The sequence below is a fragment of the Streptomyces cupreus genome, assembly GCF_014257025.1.
In the GTDB taxonomy this organism is placed as follows: Bacteria; Actinomycetota; Actinomycetes; order Streptomycetales; family Streptomycetaceae; genus Streptomyces; species Streptomyces cupreus.
In genome coordinates this window covers 40,858-62,651 of sequence record NZ_JACMSF010000052.1, presented here as the reverse complement: position 1 = coordinate 62,651, position 21,794 = coordinate 40,858, and the positions used below count along the sequence as shown (strand labels likewise).

At 69.7% G+C, this 21,794-nt stretch carries 18 protein-coding genes and 2 pseudogenes; 9 read left to right on the top strand and 11 right to left on the bottom strand.

What is annotated here, in order from left to right; translation table 11 throughout:
* Window positions 1–140: 140 nt before the first annotated feature.
* A pseudogene (locus H4N64_RS46520) lies at window positions 141–360 on the top strand (transposase); the annotation flags it as partial.
* Here H4N64_RS46520 and H4N64_RS34305 read toward each other — a convergent pair.
* The 4 genes from H4N64_RS34305 to H4N64_RS46965 form a co-directional block, all read right to left on the bottom strand.
* Window positions 325–1,119 (bottom strand): class I SAM-dependent methyltransferase, encoded by a 795-nt coding sequence (locus H4N64_RS34305; protein WP_186286440.1) that lies wholly within the window; start codon window positions 1,117–1,119, stop codon window positions 325–327. The pseudogene H4N64_RS46520 and the gene H4N64_RS34305 sit on opposite strands and share 36 nt — an antisense overlap.
* A 227-nt stretch (window positions 1,120–1,346) precedes the next feature.
* Window positions 1,347–2,138: an isocitrate lyase/PEP mutase family protein gene (locus H4N64_RS34300; RefSeq protein ID WP_186286439.1), complete on the bottom strand. Its 792-nt coding sequence runs from the start codon at window positions 2,136–2,138 to the stop codon at window positions 1,347–1,349.
* 106 nt (window positions 2,139–2,244) lie between these two features.
* A complete protein-coding gene (locus H4N64_RS34295) occupies window positions 2,245–2,694 on the bottom strand; it encodes a DUF5959 family protein (RefSeq protein WP_336246879.1) in 450 nt (149 codons plus the stop codon).
* A gap of 7 nt (window positions 2,695–2,701) precedes the next feature.
* Window positions 2,702–2,941: a hypothetical protein gene (locus tag H4N64_RS46965; protein ID WP_186286437.1), complete on the bottom strand. Its 240-nt coding sequence runs from the start codon at window positions 2,939–2,941 to the stop codon at window positions 2,702–2,704.
* 211 nt (window positions 2,942–3,152) lie between these two features.
* Between H4N64_RS46965 and H4N64_RS34285 the strand changes: the two genes are divergently transcribed.
* Window positions 3,153–3,860 carry a hypothetical protein gene (locus H4N64_RS34285; RefSeq protein ID WP_260860142.1) on the top strand — a complete coding sequence of 236 codons (708 nt, stop codon included), beginning with the start codon at window positions 3,153–3,155 and terminating at the stop codon, window positions 3,858–3,860.
* Here the strand turns inward: H4N64_RS34285 and H4N64_RS34280 are convergent.
* Window positions 3,857–5,095 carry an RNA-guided endonuclease TnpB family protein gene (locus H4N64_RS34280; RefSeq protein WP_186286436.1) on the bottom strand — a complete coding sequence of 413 codons (1,239 nt, stop codon included), beginning with the start codon at window positions 5,093–5,095 and terminating at the stop codon, window positions 3,857–3,859. The genes H4N64_RS34285 and H4N64_RS34280 overlap by 4 nt on opposite strands.
* Window positions 5,096–5,288: 193 nt before the next feature.
* Here H4N64_RS34280 and H4N64_RS34275 point away from each other — a divergent pair, with 193 nt between their 5' ends.
* Window positions 5,289–5,561 carry a hypothetical protein gene (locus H4N64_RS34275; protein ID WP_260860141.1) on the top strand — a complete coding sequence of 91 codons (273 nt, stop codon included), beginning with the start codon at window positions 5,289–5,291 and terminating at the stop codon, window positions 5,559–5,561.
* Here H4N64_RS34275 and H4N64_RS34270 read toward each other — a convergent pair.
* Both H4N64_RS34270 and H4N64_RS34265 read right to left on the bottom strand, forming a co-directional pair.
* Window positions 5,517–7,235 carry a DUF2264 domain-containing protein gene (locus H4N64_RS34270; protein ID WP_186286435.1) on the bottom strand — a complete coding sequence of 573 codons (1,719 nt, stop codon included), beginning with the start codon at window positions 7,233–7,235 and terminating at the stop codon, window positions 5,517–5,519. The two genes, H4N64_RS34275 and H4N64_RS34270, sit on opposite strands and share 45 nt — an antisense overlap.
* Window positions 7,236–7,302: 67 nt before the next feature.
* Window positions 7,303–8,331 carry a rhamnogalacturonan acetylesterase gene (locus tag H4N64_RS34265; RefSeq protein ID WP_222109744.1) on the bottom strand — a complete coding sequence of 343 codons (1,029 nt, stop codon included), beginning with the start codon at window positions 8,329–8,331 and terminating at the stop codon, window positions 7,303–7,305.
* 202 nt (window positions 8,332–8,533) lie between these two features.
* On the opposite strand from H4N64_RS34265, the gene H4N64_RS34260 reads away from it, so the two are divergent.
* A complete protein-coding gene (locus H4N64_RS34260; protein ID WP_186286433.1) occupies window positions 8,534–10,195 on the top strand; it encodes a rhamnogalacturonan lyase B N-terminal domain-containing protein in 1,662 nt (553 codons plus the stop codon).
* A gap of 6 nt (window positions 10,196–10,201) precedes the next feature.
* Here the strand turns inward: H4N64_RS34260 and H4N64_RS34255 are convergent, their stop codons facing one another.
* Together H4N64_RS34255 and H4N64_RS34250 are read right to left on the bottom strand one after the other, a co-directional pair.
* Entirely contained in the window at window positions 10,202–11,614 is a 1,413-nt protein-coding gene (locus H4N64_RS34255; RefSeq protein ID WP_186286432.1) for an RICIN domain-containing protein, read from the bottom strand.
* Entirely contained in the window at window positions 11,615–12,685 is a 1,071-nt protein-coding gene (locus H4N64_RS34250) for a glycoside hydrolase family 43 protein (protein WP_186286431.1), read from the bottom strand.
* A gap of 224 nt (window positions 12,686–12,909) precedes the next feature.
* Between H4N64_RS34250 and H4N64_RS34245 the strand changes: the two genes are divergently transcribed.
* The 5 genes from H4N64_RS34245 to H4N64_RS46960 all read left to right on the top strand — a co-directional run bounded on the left by H4N64_RS34245 (window position 12,910) and on the right by H4N64_RS46960 (window position 18,981).
* Entirely contained in the window at window positions 12,910–15,009 is a 2,100-nt protein-coding gene (locus H4N64_RS34245; protein WP_186286430.1) for an autotransporter-associated beta strand repeat-containing protein, read from the top strand.
* Between the two features lie 94 nt (window positions 15,010–15,103).
* Window positions 15,104–16,666 carry an FAD-dependent monooxygenase gene (locus H4N64_RS34240; protein ID WP_186286429.1) on the top strand — a complete coding sequence of 521 codons (1,563 nt, stop codon included), beginning with the start codon at window positions 15,104–15,106 and terminating at the stop codon, window positions 16,664–16,666.
* A gap of 75 nt (window positions 16,667–16,741) precedes the next feature.
* On the top strand, window positions 16,742–17,650 hold the full coding sequence (gene mmuM / locus H4N64_RS34235; RefSeq protein ID WP_186286428.1) for a homocysteine S-methyltransferase: 909 nt from the start codon (window positions 16,742–16,744) through the stop codon (window positions 17,648–17,650).
* Between the two features lie 131 nt (window positions 17,651–17,781).
* Window positions 17,782–18,834, top strand: coding sequence for a LacI family DNA-binding transcriptional regulator (locus tag H4N64_RS34230; protein ID WP_186286427.1), 1,053 nt, complete (start codon window positions 17,782–17,784; stop codon window positions 18,832–18,834).
* Window positions 18,835–18,858: 24 nt separating this feature from the next.
* The gene (locus H4N64_RS46960) at window positions 18,859–18,981 is read left to right on the top strand and encodes a hypothetical protein (RefSeq protein WP_418896317.1); all 123 of its coding nucleotides are present in this window, start codon (window positions 18,859–18,861) and stop codon (window positions 18,979–18,981) included.
* A gap of 151 nt (window positions 18,982–19,132) precedes the next feature.
* On the opposite strand, the pseudogene H4N64_RS34225 reads toward H4N64_RS46960, so the two are convergent.
* Window positions 19,133–20,443: pseudogene (locus H4N64_RS34225) on the bottom strand (carboxylesterase/lipase family protein); the annotation flags it as partial.
* Window positions 20,444–20,535: 92 nt separating this feature from the next.
* Window positions 20,536–21,777: an alginate lyase family protein gene (locus tag H4N64_RS34220; RefSeq protein WP_186286425.1), complete on the bottom strand. Its 1,242-nt coding sequence runs from the start codon at window positions 21,775–21,777 to the stop codon at window positions 20,536–20,538.
* Window positions 21,778–21,794: the final 17 nt, after the last annotated feature.

Sequence of the window (21,794 nt, the reverse complement as noted above, 5' to 3'; positions counted from 1 at the left end):
CCCACACATCACCGAGCTGGCCGTCAACATCTTCGACTCCGGCATGAGCCTGTGGGACCGCGAGGTCGCCCTGCTCCTCCGCGACCACACCATGGTCCGCGACATGGCCGAACGGATCCTCGGCAACGCCGTCATGTACGGCCAACAACGTCGAGATCGCCTACACCCCGACCAACTCCTCATGGCTGAACCGCATCGAGGCCCAGTTCGCCGCCCTGCGCTACTTCACCCTCGACGGCACCGACCACGCCAGCCACAAGGCGCAGGAGCAGCATGATCCGCTGATACGTCATCTGGCGGAACAAGCACGCCCAGGAGGAACGCCTACGCGAGGTCGTGAACAGGGCGAACGTCGCCTGAAGCGGCAGAAGCTGCTGCATCCCGACGGAACAACGCGGTCCACAGGAAGGTCGCTCCGAAGAGCGCCGACTTGGGCGGCTCCTCCCGCATACGGCGCAGTTCGATCTCTACCAGGTGAGAGAAGATCCAGCGCAGCGATTCGGGCGTGTAGGCGATGCCGCCCTGCAGCTCGCGCTCACGGTACAGGTCCGCGTCGGCGAGTTCCGACCCCATTCCCCCCTGGCCAGCGGCGAAGCTAGTGAGTGCGAGATGGCCGCTGGGGGCCAGGACCCGGTTGAGGAGGGCCAGGTAGCTCACGCGGCGGTGCGGCGGCAGGTGGTGGAAGCACCCCGAGTCGACGACCAGGTCGTACGGGCCGCTCAACTCGGTGGCGGGGAGCGCGAAAACGTCACCGCACAGGAAACGGACGTCGACTCCAACCTCGCGAGCCCGGTCCTCGGCCCACGCGACGGCCACCAGGGAGAGGTCGACCGCGTCCACCTCGAAGCCGCGCGAGGCGAGGAACAGGGCATTGCGGCCCGCCCCGCATCCCAGATCCAGGACCCGACCGGGAGCGATCAGACCCTGATCGAGGTAGGCAGCCAGGCTCTCGTCCGGCTTCGCCACGAAGAACGGGACCGGCCTTGACCGGTCGGCATAGAAGCGGTCCCAGAAGCCCTTACCGTCGCCGGTCGTCAAGCGGCCGGCCTCGGATCCAGAGGCGAAGAGCCCGTCCAAGAGCGCGAGAACATCCTCGACGGTGCGTACAGTCCGGTCCATTCGGCCCCCTTTCGACCGAGACCGATGATAGGAACAGCTGGCATGAAAGGCCAGGTCAGGTGGCATGTCGCGATGGCTGGAGTGGGCTGCTGCAGCCCCCGAAGCAGGCAGGGAAGGAACCCACTCCAGACCCCGGCCCCGCGTCCGCCCAAGCACCCCTCTGGGGCCAGCACAGGACCCTCCCCGGCTGCGGCGGGGAGATTATTTCGACGAGTTTTCCAGCGGTACTACAGGGCGAACGTTGTCTGATGCGGCACTAGACCCTGCACGTAGTCATACGTCGGCATCTCACCGCACGGTGTCCGCCCGTCCCGGACATCGGCAACCGCCTCGACCGCCGCGCCGAGCGCCCGCCGATAGAGCAGCGAGCCGAGACTGACGCGGCGGACACCGAGGTCGGAGAGGTGAGGGAGGGGAGGACCAGTGGGCGAATAGAGGATGTTGAGCGGGGTGTCGAGGTGCTCGACCAGAGCCTCGATCCGCACGGGGTCGGACAGTCCCGGGACGAACACACAGTCGGCACCGGCCTCCTGATAGGCGTCGAGCCGACGCAGGGTGTCCCGCTCGTCCCCGTCCCCCAACCAGTACGTATCGGTGCGGGCGTTGACGAAGAGGCTCGGTACGGCCTTCTTCACGGCGGCGATCTTCGCGGCATGCAGCGCGGCGGACCCGGCCCCGTCCTCCAGATTGACGCCGACGGCCCCCATGACAGCCAACTGCCGGGCAAACTCCCCCACCGCATCCGGATCCGCCGCGAAACCACCCTCGGCATCAACGGAAACCATGAACGGCCCTCGCCCGAGCGCCGGCACAAGTCGCAGAGTCGCCTCCCGAGTAGCCGCCGCCCCATCCGGCACCCCCACCGCCGCGGCAACCCCGAGACTCGTGGTCCCCACAGCCGCGAACCCCTGCGCCGCGAACGCCATGGCGGATGCGTAGTCCCAGGCATTGGGCAGCAGCAAGGGTTCGTCCCGGTGATGAAGCCGGGCGAAGGGGGTGGTGACGGCGGCTTGGGTCATACGGCCACGGTAGGCGGGGGTCGTTTCGGCGGCGGCCGAACTGTGCGCAAGATCGAGATTGGACCCCGGCCTGCGCGCTCATCTGCCGGCGTCGGTCTCCGGCATTTCAGCGCCGCCACTCGTAGACGCCGGACGAGGTCTCCACAACCTCCTGTGGCCAGGTCGCCCAGACACCCTGCAGCCGTTCATGCTGATCATCGACCCAGCCATCCGCCAGACGCACAGGGACACGGATCGATGCCCCCGACCCGGCGACGTCCTTCACCACAACCACGGCAACCCCGTCCTGGCCGGAGAGCTCGAACTGAATCTCGGGGTTGCGCCCGTCATCCATCCAGACGGCATCCCGCCCGGCGGCGAGCGCGCCCAGGACCTGTGACCAACTGTTCAAGTCATCCGGGGCCAGACACACTTCCAAGCGTCCCTGGGCGAACCCGCTCGCAACAACGATCTCCGCGTCAAGGAAGTCGTGCCACTCCAACACCCCCGGCATGCTGCGCCCCAGAACCCGAACCTCAAGACTGCTCTCCCCGTCTGCCAGGCGGATGAGATCCACAGTCCCCTCACCCCAAGAACAGGAGAACCGTACAGGGCAGGGCAACGCCGACCGCGATGAAGAAGAACCCGCCCTCGATGGTCCTCCAGGCGGGCCGCTCGAACTCGCCCTCCGACATCGCCCTCTTGGGATTCCGTGGATCGTAAACGACCTCGACGACGGACGAGCGCCCCCCTTGGGGTAGGTACTCGGGGGCTACGGTCACGTAGTGGCGCTCCCCCTCGTGGTCTCGGTAGATGACGTCCACCGACAAGATCCCAGCCCCCCAGCTGTCGCCGCCCAGTCGCCCCTGCGTGCGCACACCACGCCGCTTCAGAGTGAAACGCGCCCAGTTGCCCACCACAGCCAGACCCAGAAAGGCCAGCGAGGGGAGATACCCCATCACAATGCCACCCGACATCGCGGCCCCCGTTCAGTGATCACCCTGTGCATGATCCCATGCAAATGGCATACGGACGGTGCGGCAACCCTTTCGCCCGCGGCGGCGACCTGGTCGACCAAGCTCACAGGGACCGCCACACACGACACCGCCCCGCTGCTCGACGGACAGCTCACCTGGAACGGCACCAAGTACAGCGCCTACTTCGTCGTGCACGGCGCCGGCGGCTTCGCCGACGGGCACTTCGGCGACAAGCTGGGCGTACGTCAGCACCAAGGGCAAGAAGCTGACCGGCGGCTGGAGTTGGGGGTGCAGCCACAACGAGGGCATCGCCCTGCACCCCGAGAAGACCGGCGCTTTCACCTCCCTCTGCTTCGACGACTGGCGTTCGGGACTCTTCGTCTCCACCGGCATCGGCGCCCCCGACAACGCCCCGGTCGTGCAGCGCGAACAGTGCTGGGCGGGCTACTGCGGAGGCACCTTCGCCGACCGCACCGGCGACCTGGTGAAGTCCTCGACCGGCCGCTATGCCACCGCGTTCGCCTCACGAGGAACAGCCTCGGCCAAGAAGAATCCCGACGACTCCTCCGGCCGAGGCTGGACGGTCACCCCGAAGACGAGCACCCACCAAGTGGCGGTCGCCTTCCTCAAGAACCGCAACTCCGCCCAGGCAAGGCGATCCGCCTCGCCACCACCAAGGGCACCGAACACGTCAACGTCCGCCTCACCCCGTATGGCAAGGACCGTCTGCTCCTGTCCTGGGAGTCCGTCAACCACCCGTCGCTAAGGCGACGGGCTTGCACAACGGGCACCACTGGCTGTGGTGCTGGGTTTGCGTCCTGTCCCACGCCCGGGTTCCGGGGGTGGGTCTGGGGTGGTTGACTGCGCCCCGCGTCGCCACAACTCCCACGCTCTCGCGCGGATGTTGCGGGAGCCGTTCCGGTCTGCGTGATCAACGAATCCGCAGTTCCGGCACGCGAACCAGGCCTGGGAGACCCGGTTTGACTTGTCGGTGTGGCCGCACTCGGCGCAGGTGCGTGAGGTGTACGCCGGATCAACGTGCACCACCGGTACCCCTGCCCTGCGGGCCTTGTAGATGATGAACTGCCCCAGCTGAGCAAATGACCAGCTGGAGTGGGTGGCCCGTTGGGGCTTTGCAAGCCGTACCCGTTCGCGGATGCCCGTCAGGTCTTCCAGGGCGATCCCGCGACCGGTGCGTTCTGCCTCGGCCACCACATGCTTCGCGATCTTGTGGTTGATGTCCTTCGCCCGCCGCGCCTCCTTGCGCCTGCGCTTCTTCAGGCGCCGTCTGGCGGAGGGGGTGTTCTTCTTCTGCAGTTTCCTGCGCAGGCCGCGCTCCCGCACGCGGACGCGGTTGAGCTCCCGCCCGGCCATGATCTCGCCGTCGCTGGTGGTGGCGATGTTGACGATGCCCAGGTCGACGCCGAGGAAGTCCACCGGATCGGTGTTCTGCGGCGCTTCGGGCACCTCGCAGGTGGCGTTCAGGAACCACATGCCGTCCCGCTCCAGCAGGTCCGACTCGCCCTTGCGGTACAGGGCCAGGGTGGCCAGCTGCTCGGGGGAAGCGGTGAACGCCACGCCCTTCACGCGCCCGGCAGTCGTCCAGATCGAGATCCGGCGCTGGTCGATCTGCCAGGACAGCATCCGGTCGTCATAGGGCTGCGCGCCCTCCGGGCGGAACTCGATCGGCTTCTCGGCGGCCCGGCGGTAGCGCTTGGAGCCCGGCCTGCCGAGGTTTCCGGCCTTGAGGTTGGCCTTGAGCGTGGCGTACGCGTCGCAGGTCTTCTTCACGATGTGTTGGGCTGCCTGCGCACCCAGACCCCATCTGGCCCTGATCTCGCCGTAGGTGTGCTCGCGCAGCGCGAAGTTGCGCTTCACATCCTTCTCGAACGCCACGCCGCTGGCCCAGGTGGCCGCTTCGTTACAGGCATGCAGGGTCGCCTCAAGTGCCGCCGCCTGCAAGGGCGTCGGCAGCAGCCTGATCTGCACCACCAGCTTCACGATCACCGAACTTACACACGCGTACGACTGCCCGCCGTACGTTCACCACGCATCACCCGACCGAGTGAACCCGCCACCGCGTGGACGCGGCACCGGCTCCCGCTGGACACGGACGAGAGATAGCGAGCGCTAACGCTGCGCTGCGCGCCGCGACCACGAGGATGTGATTCCTCCCAGGGCTGAAGCCCTGGGGGTGCCTCGCAAGAATCAGCTGAAGAACGCCCAGTGCAAGTCGGGCACCTGCACCGGCACCTTCACGGGCACCCACCTCCGTCTCATCGACTGGAACGGCAAGTTCCAGACCCCGGACAAGGTGGTGAGCGCCCGCATCACCGGCGACATAGCGGTCCAGAAGGACGCCACGCTGACCTGGGTGTACGTCCCGGTGACTCCGTCGTACGCCAAGCCGCTCACGGGGGCGTCACCGATGTCGACGAGCCTGCGGATCGCGCGTCTGACGCCCTGACACGTCGACCCGTCCGTCCCCGACCCGGATCCGGGTCTCCTCACCGCCCGCCCAGCGAATGACGACCTCCTCGGCATTCACCGCACTCACCGCGGCCGTACCGGCCAGCTCAGCAGGATCCGGATCCGCGGTGAGTCGGGCGAGCGCGGCGAACACGGTGGGCCCGTCCCCCGTGACCCCCCTGAGGTCCTCGTTCAAGCCCACCGCCGGCACCAGTTCCGCCCGTACGCCCTCTCCCCCAGCCCACCCCGTCACCCGTACCGGCGTCCCCGGCTCCGCCCCCGCCACCAGATGCACCCGCACCTCCACGGCGTCGCGCACGAGCACCACGCTCGTCACCCGCGCTCCCGAGGCCACGCTGTGCCGCGAGGCCGCCCAGCCGTCGCCGACGCCCAGTGGCTCGATACCCGTGCGGCTCGGATCGTCGCCCACGAACACACTGTTGTCGTACGACGACGGCTCCGTCGCCGTCGAGTACGCGAGCCGCGTGTAGTACGGGTCGTAACGGACGTCCTCGCTGCCATGGTTGTGGAGGCGGACGACGCCGTCCGAAACGGTCGACTGGAGCAGCCAGTTGGGCGGGGCCACCGGATGGGCCGTGGACGAGCGCTCCGCCGGGCCCGGTTCCTCCGTCGCCGTCCACACCTCGTGGTCCGCCGGCAGCAGCAGGCCCACGAAGCCCTTGCTCGCCCAGTACGGGGACGCCGGGCCCGAATAGTTCTGCAGTACGGCCGGGTCCGGGCCGTGCCAGCCCAGGGTCAGCAGGTCCCGGTCGTCCACCGCACCTCGCTCCAGGAAGTAACGCAGGGCGCCCGAGGCGAGGCGTCGGGTCTCTCCCGGCGGCAGCGGTGTGTGGCCCGTCAGGGCGCCCAGCCACAGCGGGGCCGTCGTCGCGAAGCGGTACGTCAGGGAGCGGCCCTGATGCATGGGGGCGCCGTCGGCGGCGAACAGGTGGGCGTAGTCCCGAAGATGGCGGGAGAGCCGGTCGCCGTACAGGTCCAGCAGCTCGGCGTCGTCCGCCAGCCAGGCGTGCAGCACCGGGTACAGGTGCATCGCCCAGCCGTTGTAGTAGTCGAACTTGCGGCCGTCGCCGTCGGTGTACCAGCCGTCCCCGAGGTACCACTGCTCGATCCGTTCCAGGCCCCGGTCGATCGCCTTGCGGGACGCCTCCGGCTCATAGCCGATCGATCCCAGGAAGCCGCCCACCGTCACCGGGAACAACTCCCAGTTGCACGGCCAGGGTTCGGCGGTGAGCGCGTCGCCCAGCCAGGCCGCCGCCCGCTGCCGTACGTCGTCGTCCAGGCGGTCCCACAGCAGCGGGCGGGTCAGGCGCAGGGCGAGCGCGATGGACGCCGCCTCCACCAGGGGCTGGCTGCGGTGCTCGATGCGGGGCCAGACCCCCGAGACGCCGGCTGCCAGGCCTTCGGCGTAGCGTTCGAGGGCCGTCTCGTCCTGGCGGAAGGCCGCCGGCAGAAGCGTACGGGCGTAGCCCTCCAGGCCGTCGGAGAGACGCCCTGACCAGCTCTCCCGGTCGCCGGGGAGGTGGTAGAGGGCGCGGTCGGCGGTGGCGTACGGCTCCACCGCGGCGAGCAGGGCGTCGGCGGCCGCCTCCCAGTGGGCGCGGGTGTAGCCGGTGCGGGGGCTGAGGACGCGGTCGTCGGGAGGCAGCTGCATCGTTTCTCCAGATGGCTTGTGACACAGACCTGGGGCGCCCCGGTTCCGGTCGGGACGCCCCAGGAGTTCATCCCACCCTCACCAGGCCCTCGGGCACCAGACCCTGGGCGAGGAGTTCGTCGCGGACCAGCCCCGCGTACGCCGTGGCTCCGCGCACCGAGGTGTGGGTGTTGTCCCGCTTCTCGTTGTACAGGTAAAGGGACTTGGAGCCCTCGACCCCGAGCGACTCGACCAGTGCCTTGGTCTTCGCCGTCAGGTCGATCAGCGGGACGCCCTCGGCCGCCGCGACCGAACGGGCGACGGCCGGATGGTCCACGCCCAGGCCGTTGACCAGCAGTGCGGTGCCGTTGTTGAGCGTGCCGTCGGAGCTGAACCAGCGCCGCACGATCGGGGTGACGAGCACGGGTTCGCCGCCGCGCTCCCGCACGCCCGCCACCAGCGCCTCCAGGTTGGCGCGGTACGTCGCCTCGTCCGTCGTCTTGTCGTTGTGCGCGAGCTGGATGAGGACGAGGTCGCCGCGGCGGATCTGCGGCTGGACGGTGGCCCACAGCTGCGGGTTCCCCAGATAGGTGACCGTACTCTCGCCGGAATCGGCGTAGTTGGCGACCGACAGGCCCTTGCGCAGATACTGCGGGAGCCGCTGGCCCCAGCCGTAGTAGGGGTCGCCGGGCTGGTCGCAGACCGTGGAGTCGCCGACGAGGAAGATCTGGCGGGCGTGCCGGGCGGGGGTCACGCGGATGTCGGCCAGGGCGGGGGCCGAGCCGCCGAGCGTCAGGTCGAGGCCGGCGGTTCCGGCGGCGCCGGTGGGCTCGCCCTCGGGGGTGCGGACGTTCACGGTGAAGCTGCGGGCGACGCGCTCACCGGCGGCAACCGCCGTCTCGGGGAGCAGGGCGCGCCGGGTCTCGCCGGTGATCGCCGTGCTCGAATCCGCCTCGCCGCCCAGCAGCACCTTCACGTCGTACGTGCCGGGCGGGACGTCGAAGTGGCAGGCGGTGGCGGTGCAGTTGCCGAGGTCCGACGTCGATTCGCCGGCCTGCGCGGGTACCGCACTCAGTGCGGCGCTCAACGCCACCGCCGCCGACAGGGCGATGCTCATACGTCTCACTCGCGGCTCCTCCGTCACGGTGAACAAGGTCTGGCGCTGGACCGTACCCGCTTGCGGCAAGCGCTTTCCAGACCTTGGCTCGAATTCACATGATTCCCAACACCCAGCCTGCGAAAGCCCTTTCGCGAAAACGATTCAACTGTCAACCTCGGTCACACCCGCAACCCCCACACCTCCCGAAGGAGGTCCTCCCATGTCCGCATCCGGATCGGTCGGCCGCCGCACCTTCGTCCTCGGCACCGCCGCCGCCGTAGGCACCGCGGCCCTCACCGGCACCGCCTCCGCCGCCGCCTTCGGCTGGAGCGACGACGGCTCGAACTACGTCATCGACACCGGCGCCAACCTGGTCTTCAAGGTCAGCAAGTCCAACGGCGATCTGTCCTCGCTGGTCTACCGGGGCGTGGAGTACCAGGGCTACGACGGCAAGAACTCGCACATCGAGTCCGGCCTCGGCTCCTCCACCGTGACGATTCTCCAGTCCGGCTCGACGATCCTCGTGTCGGTCACGTACGGCACGCTTCGGCACTACTACGCGGCCCGCAGCGGCGAGAACAACATCTACGTGTGGACCAACAAGGCCGACACGTCCGTCTCCGCGACCCGCTTCATCCTGCGTGTGAAGGCCGGGCTCTTCCTCAACGACGAGCCCGACTCCTACACCTACGCCCCCACCACCATCGAGGCCTCCGACGTCTTCGCCAAGTCCGACGGCCAGACCCGCTCCAAGCACTACTCCAAGCTGCGGGTGATGGACTACAACTACGTCGGCTGGTCGGCCGGCGGCGTCGGCCTGTGGATCGTGCGCAGCAACCACGAGAAGGCCTCCGGCGGCCCCTTCTACCGCTCGCTCCTGCGCCACCAGAGCGCGGACGGCGGCGGCCTGTACGAGATCCTCTACTACGGCCAGAACCAGACCGAGGCCCAGCGCTTCGGCCTCCAGGGCCCGTACGTCATCGCCCTCACCGACGGCGGCGCGCCCTCCTCCTCGCTCTTCCCGGGGACCCTCACCACCTCCTGGGCGGACTCGCTCGGCATGTCCGGCTACGTCGGCGCGAGCGGCCGGGGCCGGGTGGCCGGAGTCGGCATCACCGGGCGGAACACGGCGTACACCTACACCGTGGGCCTCGCCAACTCGGCGGCGCAGTACTGGGGTTCGGCGCGCGCCTCGGACGGCTGGTTCTCCATCTCGGGTGTGCTGCCGGGGACGTACACGCTCACCGTCTTCAAGGACGAACTCGCCGTGCACACCGGCTCGGTGACGGTCACCGCGGGCGCGACGACCACCCTCAACACGATCGCGATCCCCTCCTCCAACGATCCGAGCAACGCCTCCGCGATCTGGCGGATCGGGGACTGGAACGGCACGCCCAGGGGTTTCAAGAACGCCGACCTGATGACGTACGCGCATCCGTCGGACGTCCGCGCCGCCGCCTGGACCGGGAACGTGGTGATCGGCAGCGGGACCGAGACCTCCGCCTTCCCCTGCTACCTCTGGAAGGACGTCAACAGCGGGATCGTCGTGTACTTCAGACTCACCGCCGCACAGGCCGCCGCCGCGCACACCCTGCGCATCGGCGTGACGACGGCCTATGCCAACGGCCGCCCGCAGGTCGTCGTGAACGACACCTGGACGTCCGCCATCCCCTCCCCGCCCACCCAGCCGAACACGCGGTCGCTGACCAACGGCTCGTACCGGGGCAACAACCACACCTTCACCTACAGCGTCCCGGCCTCCGCCTGGCTGACGGACACCAGCGCCTACAACACGCTGAGGCTCCATGTGGTGAGCGGTTCGGGGACGACGTCCTATCTCAGCGCCGGCACATCGATCGACGCGATCGACCTGCTCGCCTGAGGTACGTCAACTCCCACGCGTCCACTGCTGGTTCGTTCCTCCGTTGCAGGTGTACGTGATGATCGCGGCGGAGTTGGCGGTGGACCCGCCGTTCACGTCCAGGCACTCACCGGTGGCCCGGGAGACGACGTTGACGTACGAGCCGGTGGTGGTCACCGACCACTGCTGGCTCGTCGCCGAGGCATTGCAGTTCTCCTGGGTCACCGTGCTCGCGTTCTCCTGCACGCACAGGGAGCTGTGCCGGGCCATCAGCCGGTAGTAGCCGCCGCCGACGGACTTGAACCAGAACTTCTGGTTGGTGCCGCCGTTGCAGTCGTACTGCTTGATCTGGCCGCCCGGCCACTGCGACTGGCTGATCACGTCCGCGCACCGGCCCGAGTGCCGGGCGATCAGCGTGTTGTACGTGGCGCTCGTGCCGCTGATCGTCCCGGTGGCCGTGTCGACGGTGACCTCCGGCGACCAGGACATCGACATCGTGGTCGAGGTCGGGAAGGTCAGCGGCAGCCACACATACCGGGAGTCGTTGACGGTACCGCCGAAGGCGTTGCCCCAGCGGTCGCCCATGTACAGGTAGGAGGTGGTCGACGTCCCCTGCACGGGAAGGACGTACGCGGTCTGCGAGCCGTAGGCCGTGGAGTCGCCGACGTTCGCCATGGCGGTCCAGGGGCCGGAGAGGGAGGTCGCGGTCGCATACTGCTGCTGGTTCGGGCTCCAGCCGGTGGCACCCGAAGTGAGCATGAAGTAGACGCCGTTGCGCTTGAACAGCGCGGGCGCCTCGCGGTGACCGCCGTGCCAGGGGTCGGCGACCAGTGCGGCGATGCCCGTGTAGTCGCTGGTCAGGCGGTAGATGTGCAGGTCGTAGTTCTCGCGGGCCGCCGAGACCATGTAGCCGGTGCCGTCGGTGTCGACGAAGACCGTGATGTCCCGGGACATGTGCTGACCCAGCGGGCGGAAGCTGCCCTGCCAGGTGTAGTCGCCGTCCACGGTGTCGGAGACGGCGACGGCGGCGCGGGCCTCGCTGTAGTCGACGCCGTTCTCCTTGTGCATCCACATCACGAACTTGCCGGTGGCCGCGTTGTACATGACCTTGGGCCGCTCGATGTTGGCGGTGGCCAGCTCGGGGTCGGTGGCCTCGGTCAGGACGTGGTTGCGGAACTCCCAGTTCTTCAGGTCCGTGGAGCGGTAGGCGGAGACGTACCGGAAGGTGTTGTCGGCGTTGCGGTTCTCGCCGAACCAGTAGTAGTACGCGCCGACCTTGATGACTCCGCCGCCGTGGGCGTGCACCGGGTTCCCCGAAGTGTCGGTGAACTGCGTGCCGTTGGTGATGGTCTGGGGTGCCGCCTGGGCGGGGCCGGCGGTGGCCAGGGCGCCGGCGAGGGCCAGACAGAGGGCGAGCAGGACCGCGTACGCGCGTCTCATCTACGCACTCTCCTCAGTCGTGTCCGCCACGGGAATGCCGAAGTCCGGGGTGCCGTCGGAGTTCCAGCCGAGGGTCTGGATCCGGGTGTGCCGGTTGGGGTCGTTGAGCGGGTCGCCGACGATCTCCTTGTACTGGCGGGCGTGGTAGACGAGGACATCGGTACGGCCGTCCTCGGCGACGGTGAAGCTGTTGTGGCCGGGGCCGTACTGGCGGGTGGTGTCGTTGCTGGTGAAGACCGGGGTCGGGGACTTGGCCCAGTTCGCGGGGTTCATCAGATCGGCGTCCGCGTCGACGGTGAGCAGGCCCATGCAGTAGTTGAAGTCGGTGGCGCTGGCCGAGTACGACATGAACAGCCGGCCGTTGCGGGCGATGACCGAGGGGCCCTCGTTGACCTTGTAGCCGATGCACTCCCAGTCGTACTCGGGTGTGGAGAGCCTGACTTGAGGACCCGTCAGGGTCCAGGGGTTGGCCATCCTCGACAGCCACAGGGCGGTGTTGTTGGCCATGCCGGGCTCGTGCTGGGCCCAGGCGAGATAGCGGCTGCCGCGGTGGGTGAAGGTGGTCGCGTCCAGGGAGAAGGTCTCCCACTGTGTCTTCAACTGGCCGCGCTCCACCCAAGTCCCCTTGAACGGGTCGGCGTTCGCGTTCTCCAGCACCCAGATCCGGATGGCCCACACGTCCTCTGCGGGCGCCGAGGCGAAGTAGATGTACCACTTGCCGCCGATGCGGTGGATCTCCGGCGCCCAGATGTGGGCGCCCATGTTCCCGGTGGCGTGCTTGCGCCAGATGACCGACTCGGCGGCGGTGGTCAGACCGCCCAGGGTTCGTGAGCGGCGCAGGATGATGCGGTCGTACTCGGGCGCGGTGGCGGTGAAGTAGTAGTAGCCGTCGGAGTGGCGGTGGATGTGCGGGTCGGCGCGGTTGGGGACGAGCGGGTTCACGTACGGGGCGGCTTTCGGGGGTGCGGCGTGGGCGACGGCGGGGACGGCGGCGAGGGCGCCGGCGGCTGCGGCGCCCTTCAGCAGCAGTCTGCGGCTGGGGACTTGGGGCAGATCGTGATCGCGGCTCATGCGGCATGCCTCTCAGAAGGGGGATTGTTCGAAATGGAGAACGTCATCTGTGATTACGAACGGCTGAAAGGTAAAGGCGCGTCCTGAGGAGGTCAACGGGTCGGACGGGACAATCGCGGCCGTCTGCCGTACCGCTCACTCGAACGGCCATATGAACCGCGGCGCCTGAGAGCCGCCGCGCCGAATTTCTGTTATCGGCCGCCGCCCCTTCCGTCTCCAGGGGTGTGCGCAGCCATACCCACAAGACAGCCGCGGCCGTAGGAGCCCTCGCCGCCCTCCTCGTCGCCGCTCCCCAGTCGTCCGCCGCGGACGGCCCCCGCGACATCACCGCCGACGTGCTCGCCGACCGCGACGTGACCCTCACCGGGGACACGGTCGTCACCGTGCCGCAGGGGACGACGACGTACGACGGCGTCCTCCGCGGCGAGGGCACGCTCACCGTGCGCGGCACGGGGACGCTGATCCTCACCAAGGACAGCGACTTCACGCTGCCCAAGTCCCGGCAGCGGCAGAAGGTGAGCATCCTCGGCGGCAACCACCCGTACGTCACCACGACCAACGCCGATCCTCCCGCGATCACGGTCGCCCGCGGCGCGACCCTGCAGTACGGCAACGGCGGCACGAGCGGACTGATCGGGCACTTCCCGTACAACACTCCGGCGTTCCGGCTCAACCAGGACAACATCCGGGTCGACGGCACCCTGCGCCTGTCGCTGAAGAGCGCCTACAACCTCGGCACGATCAGCGGATCCGGCCTGATCACCCAGCCACGATTCCTCTGGGGCACCTGGGACCTCTCGGGGACCCACACCTTCTCCGGGGTCATCGACAACGGCACGCAGGTCAACGCCGGACGGCCGGAGTTCGCGACGTCGCTGCCGAACGTGCGCAAGATCCTCAACCAGGGCACCTACACCGTGGACACCCCGCTGGGCCAGACCGTCACCATGGGCATGGACTTCTACCAGCGCGAGTACGGCAGCGACATCAACGTCCAGTCCCGGCCGGGCAGCAAGGTCGTTCTCACCGGCCACTACAGCTGGTCGGACCAGGGCGGCGACACCAGCCCCTCGCTCAGCGACCCGGCCCTGAACTGGACTCCCGCGCGCAAGAACGTCAACAAGCGCGGTACCAACATCAAGGGCGCCAACGTGCAGTGGGGCGACGGGACGACGAACAAGATCTTCATGCCGGGCACCGCGGAGACCGTCTACATCAACCTGCTGGCGGCACGGTCCCGCTCGCTGCTCACCTTCGACTACAACGGCCCGGTCACCCTTGGCGCCCCCATCGGCGGCGGCCGCTTCCACGACACCCTGTCCGCACCCGGCGCCGGGGACATCGTCATCAAGGGGACCAAGGGCAACGACGTCACCTTCGCGGCCGTGCAGTACTACGACGGCTCCACGACCGTCGAGAAGGGCGCCGTACTGCGGCTCGGCAGCGGCAAGTCAGGCGGGGATGGCGGGCTCTACACCCGGGGTGCCGATTACCGGGTCGTCAACAACGGCTCGCTGGTGCTGCGCAACACCGCCCGCGCCCTCACCCTGTCCCGGATCAGCGGCACGGGATCCCTCGTCCAGTCCGGTAGGGCGACCACGACACTGACCGGCACCGCGGTGACGTACACGGGCACCACGACGGTACGCAGGGGCACCCTCGCGCTGCGGTCGGGGGCGACGCTCGACGGCAGCAGGGCCGTCCGGCTCACCTCGGCGACGGCACGGCTGGACGTGGGGACTGCCGGGCTGCGGGTGACGAAGACGCTGACCGGAAAGGGCACGGTGAAGGGGGCTGTGACCAACGACGGTGTGGTCGCAGGGGGTTTGACGGTCGCCGGTCACTACACGCAGCGCGCCGAGGGCCAACTGGTGCTCGGAAAGAGTCCGTTGAAGGTGACCGGCGCGGTCCGCCTGGCCGGTGACCTCGACCTCGCGTCCGCCGCGACCGGGCCGGCCGCGCGCGAGATCACCGTACTGGAGCACACGGGCCGGGCCCGGACGACGGGCGCCTTCAAGGGCCTCAAGGAGGGCGCACGGGTGAAGCTCGCCGACACCACGTACCGGATCAGCTATCGCGGCGGCGACGGCAACGACGTCACCCTGACCACGGCCACCGCCAAAAGCCCCTCCCCGAGCGCCTCCACGCGTCAGGCGGCCGGTGCCGCTCCCGCCGACCCGCGCACCGCGAGCGCCGAGAGCGAGGCCTTCGGATGGTGGCCGTACGCGCTGGGGCTCGGGATGCTGGGCGGGCTGATGGTGCCGGCGACGCGACGGGTGCGGGGTGGAAGGGGACGGCGCCGGGGTGGCCGGCACGCGGCGTAGCGCCGCACGGCTCTTGCGCGGTAGCGCACGGGCCCTTACGGAACAGCGCACGGACCATTGCGGCCGAACCCCCCGGCTGTGGAAGATTGATCTCATGACGGATCAGAACGTCGTCGTGGACGACGAGGTCGAGGTGTTGATCGTCGGCGGTGGGCCCGTGGGGCTCACCGCCCGTGCGTTACTCGAACGCTGGGGTGTACGCGTCCTGATGGTCGAGAGGCATTCCGAGCTGTCCCCCTTTCCCCGGTCGCGGCTGATCAATGTGCGGTCGATGGAGATCTTTCGTCAGCTCGCGCTCGACGAGAGGATCACGGGCAACGCTTTCGCCCCTGAGTTCGGCAACATCCGCTTCCGGGACACCCTGACCGGCCCCGACTACACCATGGCGAACTGGGTCGGGGTCCACGCACCGATACCCGAGAGCCCGGCGCTCGGCGTGATCACCTCCCAGGACCGGCTCGAACCCCATCTGCTGGCCGGGGCGGCCGCACCGGTGCGGTTCGGGGTCGAGCTCATCGACCTCACCGAAGAGGCGGACGGCGTCGTGGCCCTGCTCCTCGACCACGGGCGCGGGGCGCGGACCCGCGTCCGCGCCCGCTATCTGCTCGCCGCCGACGGCGCGAACTCCACCGTCCGGCAGTTGCTGGGGATCGGCACCGCCGGCCCCGGGGTGATCGCCGACATAAGCACCGTGGTGTTCGACGCCGACCTCGACCGTTTGTACGAGCGGCAGCCCAGCGGGGTCCTCTTCCTCGCGCACGGATCCTTCATCCGGATCTACCCCGAGGGGGGCTGGGCATGGCTCGGCCAAACCCCCGGGGAGGCCGACCGCGCCGACTGGCCCGGCTTCCTCTCGCGCGTCCTCGGCATCGACTCCGAGGAACCGATACATGTGCTGCGGGTGCAGCATTGGGAGATGAAGGCGTACGTCGCCGAACGCTTCGGCCACGGCCGGATCCTGCTGACCGGCGACGCGGCACACGCCATCCCCGTCACCGGCGGACTGGGCATGAACGCCGGGATCGCCGATGTGCACAACCTCTGCTGGAAGCTGGCAGGGGTGCTCCAGGGGTGGGCCGCGCCGACCCTGCTCGACAGCTACGAGCAGGAACGGCACCCCGTCGCCCACCGGACGCTCCGCCAGGCGGTGGCCAACGCCGAGCTGCTGTTCCAGGTGCAGGCCCGGCGCCGGGAGCATCTGGAGAGCGGTGCGGCGGCCTCCGAGGAGATCGAACTGCCGTGGTCGGAGCGGTACTTCGCGCAACTCGGGCTTGTGCTCGGGGTCGCCTACGACTCGGACGCGGTGCTGGCGGACGGCAGCGCCCCGCCCGATCCGGCCGACGAGGACGCGGACTACGTCCCCAGCACACACCCCGGCCACCGCATGCCGCACTTCTGGCTGGCACCGGACCGCTCCACGCTCGACACCTTCGGAGAGTGGTTCACCCTGCTCACCCCCGACCCCGCCGCCTGGGAAGGGCAGGTCACCCCACCCTGGCCGCTGCGCGTCGAATCCCTCCCCGCGGAACTGGGCGGCCTCGGTCCGCTCGGAGCGGTGCTGGTCCGCCCCGACGGCCATGTCGCCGCCCGCTGGCAGGACGGCCCGCCCGGCGACTCCGTCCTGAGCGAGGCCCTGACGGCGATCACCGGGAAGTGATCCCACATCGTGGGCGGCCTGCCCACGTTCTGGACGCAGGCGGTCGCACGCTCGCTGTTCGACTAACGTCATGACATGACCAGCGACACCACCCTCACCCAGGCCCTCGCCGCAGGTCCCGTCGTCCTGGACGGCGGGATGTCCAACCAACTGGAGTCCGCCGGGAACGACCTGAGCGACGAGCTGTGGTCGGCGCGACTGCTCGCCGAGCGGCCCGAGGCGATCACCGAGGCGCACCTCGCCTACTTCGAGGCCGGCGCCGATGTGGCGATCACCTCCAGCTACCAGGCCACCTTCGAGGGGTTCGCGGGGCGCGGGATCGGGCGGGAGCGGGCGGCCGAACTGCTCGCGCTGAGCGTGGAACTGGCGCGCGAGGCGGCCCGCCGGGCGAAGGCGGAGCGGCCGCTGTGGGTGGCGGCCTCCGTCGGCCCGTACGGCGCGATGCTCGCCGACGGCTCCGAGTACCGGGGCCGCTACGGCCGAAGCGTCGACGAACTCGAACGCTTCCACCGTCCCCGCCTGGAGGTGCTGGCCTCCGCCGGGCCCGACGTGCTGGCCCTGGAGACCGTTCCGGACGCCGACGAGGCGCGGGCGCTGCTGCGGGCGGTGCGCGGACTCGGCGTCCCGGCCTGGCTGTCCTATTCCGTGGCCGGCGACCGCACCCGCGCAGGCCAGCCGCTGGAGGAGGCCTTCGCGCTCGCCGCCGACGCGGACGAGGTGATCGCGGTCGGCGTGAACTGCTGTGCGCCCGAGGACGTGGACGCGGCGATCGAGACGGCGGCGCGGGTCACCGGCAAGCCGGTGGTGGTGTATCCGAACAGCGGGGAGTCCTGGGACGCCGAGTCGCGTTCCTGGCACGGGCGGTCCAGCTTCGCGCCGGACCGGGTGCGGACCTGGCGGGATGCCGGGGCACGGCTGATCGGCGGGTGCTGCCGGGTGGGGCCGGGGGCCATTTCCGGGATCTCGGAGGCCTTGCGGGGCTAAGGCCCTGTCGTCACATTCCCGCCTGCCGGGTTCCTGTGACCGAGAGCCGAGTCACACTGCTAGCCTCCGCACACCGGGAACCGGTTGCCACCGGTGTTGCCGCAGTTCCCGTGGGGTGAGAGAGGGCAGGGATGACGAGGAAGAGCGAGGACGCGGGCCGCAGCACGATCCGGGACGTGGCCACCCGCGCGGGGGTGTCCGCGTCGACGGTGTCCCGGGTGCTCGGCGGCGCGTACCCGGTGAGTTCGGCGACCCGTACCCGCGTGATGCGGGCGGTGCGCGAGCTGGACTACGTCGCCGACGCGCGGGCCAAGGCGATCGCCGGGGTGGGCACGCCCACACTGGCGTTCGTGCTGGAGGACATCACCGGACCGTCGTTCGCGCACATGGCGCACGGCGTGGAGCGGGAGGCGACCCGGCTCGGGCATCTGTGCCTGGTGTGCAGCACCGAGGGCGACGCTCGGCACGAGCTGGAGTTCGTCGAGATGATGCGCGCCCAGCGGGCCGCCGCCGTGATCCTGGTCGGCGGTACGGCGGACACCCCCGAGTACCGCGACCGCACCCGCCGTATGGCCGACTCGCTGGCCTCGGTGGGCTCCCGGCTGGTGCTGTGCGGCCGCCCGCCGCTCGGCCCGGGCGCCCCCGTGACGGTCATCGAGTACGACAACGAGGGCGGCGCCTACGCCCTGGTCGCCCATGTCCTCACCCAGGGCCACCGCCGGGTGCTGTTCCTCGGCGGCAAACCGGACCACACCACGGCACAGGACCGCGAGCGAGGCTATCTCGCCGCCCACCGCGCCCGCGGCATCGAGCCCGACCCGGCGCTGCTGCTGCACGGCGACTTCACCCGGGACTCGGGGCACCGGCTGATGCGCCGGGCCATCGAGGCGGGGCTGGAGTTCACGGCCGTGGTCGCCGCCACCGACATGGTCGCCGCGGGCGCGCTCACCGCGCTGCACGAGGCGGGCCTCGACGTGCCCGGCGACATCTCGCTGGCCGGCTACGACGACATCCCCTTCGCCCGAGATCTGCACCCGGCGCTCACCACGGTCCACGTCCCCTACGAGGAGCTGGGCCGCCTCGCCGTGCGCACCGCACTCGGCCGGACCCCGGAGACCCCGGACGAGCATCTGCTGCTGGGCACGCATGTGGTGGTACGGGACTCGGTGGGGCCGGTGTCCTGACGGGATCCTGTCCCGGGCTCGGACGTGGTCAGTGCCGCCGGTCGGCGCCGGGGAGCCGAAGGCGTCGTACGACTGACCGCAGTTCCGTACCACGCATGGGCGAACCGTCGGCAGGGGCCGATGCGGGTGTGGGTTCCTCGGGAGTGACATCGGCGGTCCACAGGGCCAGCTCGCGGTCGTGGGGGCCGCACGTGGTGTACGGCTCGCCGTCGCCGAAGATCCGCACCGGGTGCGTGTCGTCCCAGTGCTGCCAGCCGGGGTCGCCGTCCTCGGCGAACCGCACCCAGGCGCGGTGCATGACCTCGGAGAACTCGGGCGGGGCGCCCTCACCCGCGAGTTTCGCGGATTCGGGGGCGTCACCGGTGTCGAACACGAATCCGAGTTCCAGGGCGTGGCAGGCGCCGAGCCCTGGCCGGTTGGACGGCCAGGCGAACTCGTACACGTACGAGGTGTCCGGGCGGGCGTCGGCCAGACAGTGCAGGGGGATGCGCAGCAGGTGGTCCGTGACCATCTGGCCGACGATCTCGGCGGTGCCGGCCTCGGGGTGCAGGGTGCGATAGCCGCGGGGCACCTCGTGACCGCAGCGGCAGCGGGCCATGGCTCCGGCCAGCGCCACCGGGCCGAGCCGGTCGACGCGCTCCACGAGGCCTCCGGGCACCAGCCACAGCCGGTACTCGTCACTGGTCCAGCCCGTCATCAGCTCGACGCCCCGCGCCGCCCCGCCCTCGACCAGGGCCTCCAGGGGGTCGCACGGCACGAGATCGCCGTCGACCACGATCCCGAAGGCGGGCCCGCCGAGCACCGGGCTGCTGAGCCTGCCGACCTCGGCCTGGGTGCGCAGCAGCAGCTCCCGGTCGACCTCGGCGAAGGCGGCGGCGGTGGCGGCGATCTTCAGCCGAGTGGCCATACGGCGCACCATCTTGCGCACCTTGTCCCGCTCGGACGCCTCGGGCGCCCCGCTCTGCAGGATCGCCCGTCGCACCAGACCCTGGGCCTGCGGAGCGGCCAGCAGGGCCCCGGCACTGATGGCTCCGGCGGACTGCCCGGACAGGGTGATCCGGTCGGGGTCGCCGCCGAACGCCCCGATCGAGGCGTGCACCCACTCCAGGGCGGCGAGCTGGTCGCGCAGCCCGGGGTTGGCGGGGGCGTCCGGGAACAGCCCGTACCCCTCGACCCCCAGCCGGTAGTTGACCGACACGAGCACGACCCCGTCGCGGGCGAAGTGCCGCCCGTCGTAGACGGGCACACCGGAGGACCCACGGGTCAGCGCACCCCCGTGCAGCCACACCATGACCGGCAGCCGGGCGCCGGGGTCGGGCTCGGGCGTCCACACATTGAGGTTGAGACAGTCGTCCCCGGCCACCACCGGGTCGGACAGATACTGGGCGAAGGCCTCGGAGTACGGCGGTTTCGGCGCCGTCGGCCCGAAGGCCCCGGCGTCCCGCACACCGTCCCAGGGTTCCGGCGGCAGCGGTGGCCGGAACCGGCGGGGCCCGAAGGGGGGCGCCGCGTACGGAATGCCGCGGAACACCGCGACTCCCTGCTCGTACCTGCCACGTACAGCCCCGTAAGGGGTGCTGACCACGGGGTTCGTCGAGTCCGCCGGCATGCGCCCACCAGCCCTTCGCCACGCTCCTGCACCGTTCACATCAGAGCACCACATCGCGCGGATGTATTCCGGTGCAGGGCGTGAACGTTCGGCTACTTGGCGTACATCAGGGTGCCGAAGCCCAGCTGGTCGTAGCCGCCGCTGGTGGAGCCGTAGTCTCCGCCGCCGCCCTCGGGGGCGACGGAGAAGCACATCTGGGCGATGTACTTGTCGTCCAGATACAGGCGCCGGTTGTAGTGGTAGTGGAGCATCGCCCAGACCGGCCGGACCTGGCCCCGGCTCGCGGAGGAGATCGCGGTGTGGGACTGCTGGGCGCAGTTCTGTCCGGTGCCCCAGGTGTAGGTGGTGAAGGGCACGCTCTTGCCGAGGTTGTACTTGGCCACGTACTGGGCGGCCTTCATGAAGCGGCGGCCGTCGTAGGAGTACAGGTCGTCGCCCTGGTTCCAGGCCATCTCGCACAGGGCGCCCATCTGGCCCATGCCCATGACGGTGTGGCCCTGGTCGCGGCCGGACTCCTGCCACTGTCCGAGGGCGTAGCCGTCCGCGTCCGTGTGGAGGAACGGCACCGCGTGCTGGATGGAGCCGTTGCCCGCGCCCGACTTGAAGTAGTTGACGGCCTGGTCGTACTTTGCGGCGTCGTTGTTGAGGATCCCGATGGCCATGATCGAGGCCATGTTGCACAGGTCCCAGTTGGCCCAGTAGTTGGTGATGCAGGCGTCGTTGTGGCCGGTGAGGAACTGGTTGTTGAGCGGGTAGAAGACCCGGACCATCATGTCCTGGAAGCGGGCCAGGTCGAACCCGCTGTAGTCCCGCATGAGTTCGGCGGCGTTCGCGAACTCCCAGCCGTAGATACCGGCCGCGAGGAACCGGTCGGCGTTGCCGGTGACCGAGGTCAGCGTGGCCGACCAGGCGTTGAGGATCCTCGCCGCGCAGGCGGCGTTGGCCTCGGTGCCGCCGATGTGCCAGCGCAGGGCGTTCTGGTAGGCGGCGGCGATGTCGTTGTAGAGCTGGGGGTAGTTCTGGCCGTCGCCGCCGCGGATGATCGTGGCCGTGGCGCGGGGTGTCCAGGTGGACTGGGAGTGGGCGTTGGCGGTCAGCCGGTTCCAGCCGGACAGCCAGGGGTCGTTGCCCGCGGCCACCCGGACCCGGGCGCGGTTGATGTCACCCCAGTTGTGCAGCATGCCGGGGTGGGTGAAGGTCGCGGGCGCCGCGTCGGCGGCCGTGGCGGTCGCCCCGAGGGCGAGTGCGGCGGTGAGTCCGCCTGCGGTCTTGAGCAGACCGCGGCGGCTCACCTCGGTGTGTTGGAGGTGCTGGTGGGGGGATGTGCGGCTCATGGCTGGTGCATCTCCAA

Coding starts and splice junctions, on each gene's coding strand:
- H4N64_RS34240 (WP_186286429.1), top strand. CDS start 15,104: ATGACGGATCAGAACGTCGTCGTGGACGACGAGGTCGAGGTGTTGATC.
- H4N64_RS34305 (WP_186286440.1), bottom strand. CDS start 1,119: ATGGACCGGACTGTACGCACCGTCGAGGATGTTCTCGCGCTCTTGGAC.
- H4N64_RS34220 (WP_186286425.1), bottom strand. CDS start 21,777: ATGAGCCGCACATCCCCCCACCAGCACCTCCAACACACCGAGGTGAGC.
- H4N64_RS34300 (WP_186286439.1), bottom strand. CDS start 2,138: ATGACCCAAGCCGCCGTCACCACCCCCTTCGCCCGGCTTCATCACCGG.
- mmuM (WP_186286428.1), top strand. CDS start 16,742: ATGACCAGCGACACCACCCTCACCCAGGCCCTCGCCGCAGGTCCCGTC.
- H4N64_RS34265 (WP_222109744.1), bottom strand. CDS start 8,331: ATGAGCATCGCCCTGTCGGCGGCGGTGGCGTTGAGCGCCGCACTGAGT.
- H4N64_RS34250 (WP_186286431.1), bottom strand. CDS start 12,685: ATGAGCCGCGATCACGATCTGCCCCAAGTCCCCAGCCGCAGACTGCTG.
- H4N64_RS34230 (WP_186286427.1), top strand. CDS start 17,782: ATGACGAGGAAGAGCGAGGACGCGGGCCGCAGCACGATCCGGGACGTG.
- H4N64_RS34255 (WP_186286432.1), bottom strand. CDS start 11,614: ATGAGACGCGCGTACGCGGTCCTGCTCGCCCTCTGTCTGGCCCTCGCC.
- H4N64_RS34270 (WP_186286435.1), bottom strand. CDS start 7,235: ATGCAGCTGCCTCCCGACGACCGCGTCCTCAGCCCCCGCACCGGCTAC.
- H4N64_RS34260 (WP_186286433.1), top strand. CDS start 8,534: ATGTCCGCATCCGGATCGGTCGGCCGCCGCACCTTCGTCCTCGGCACC.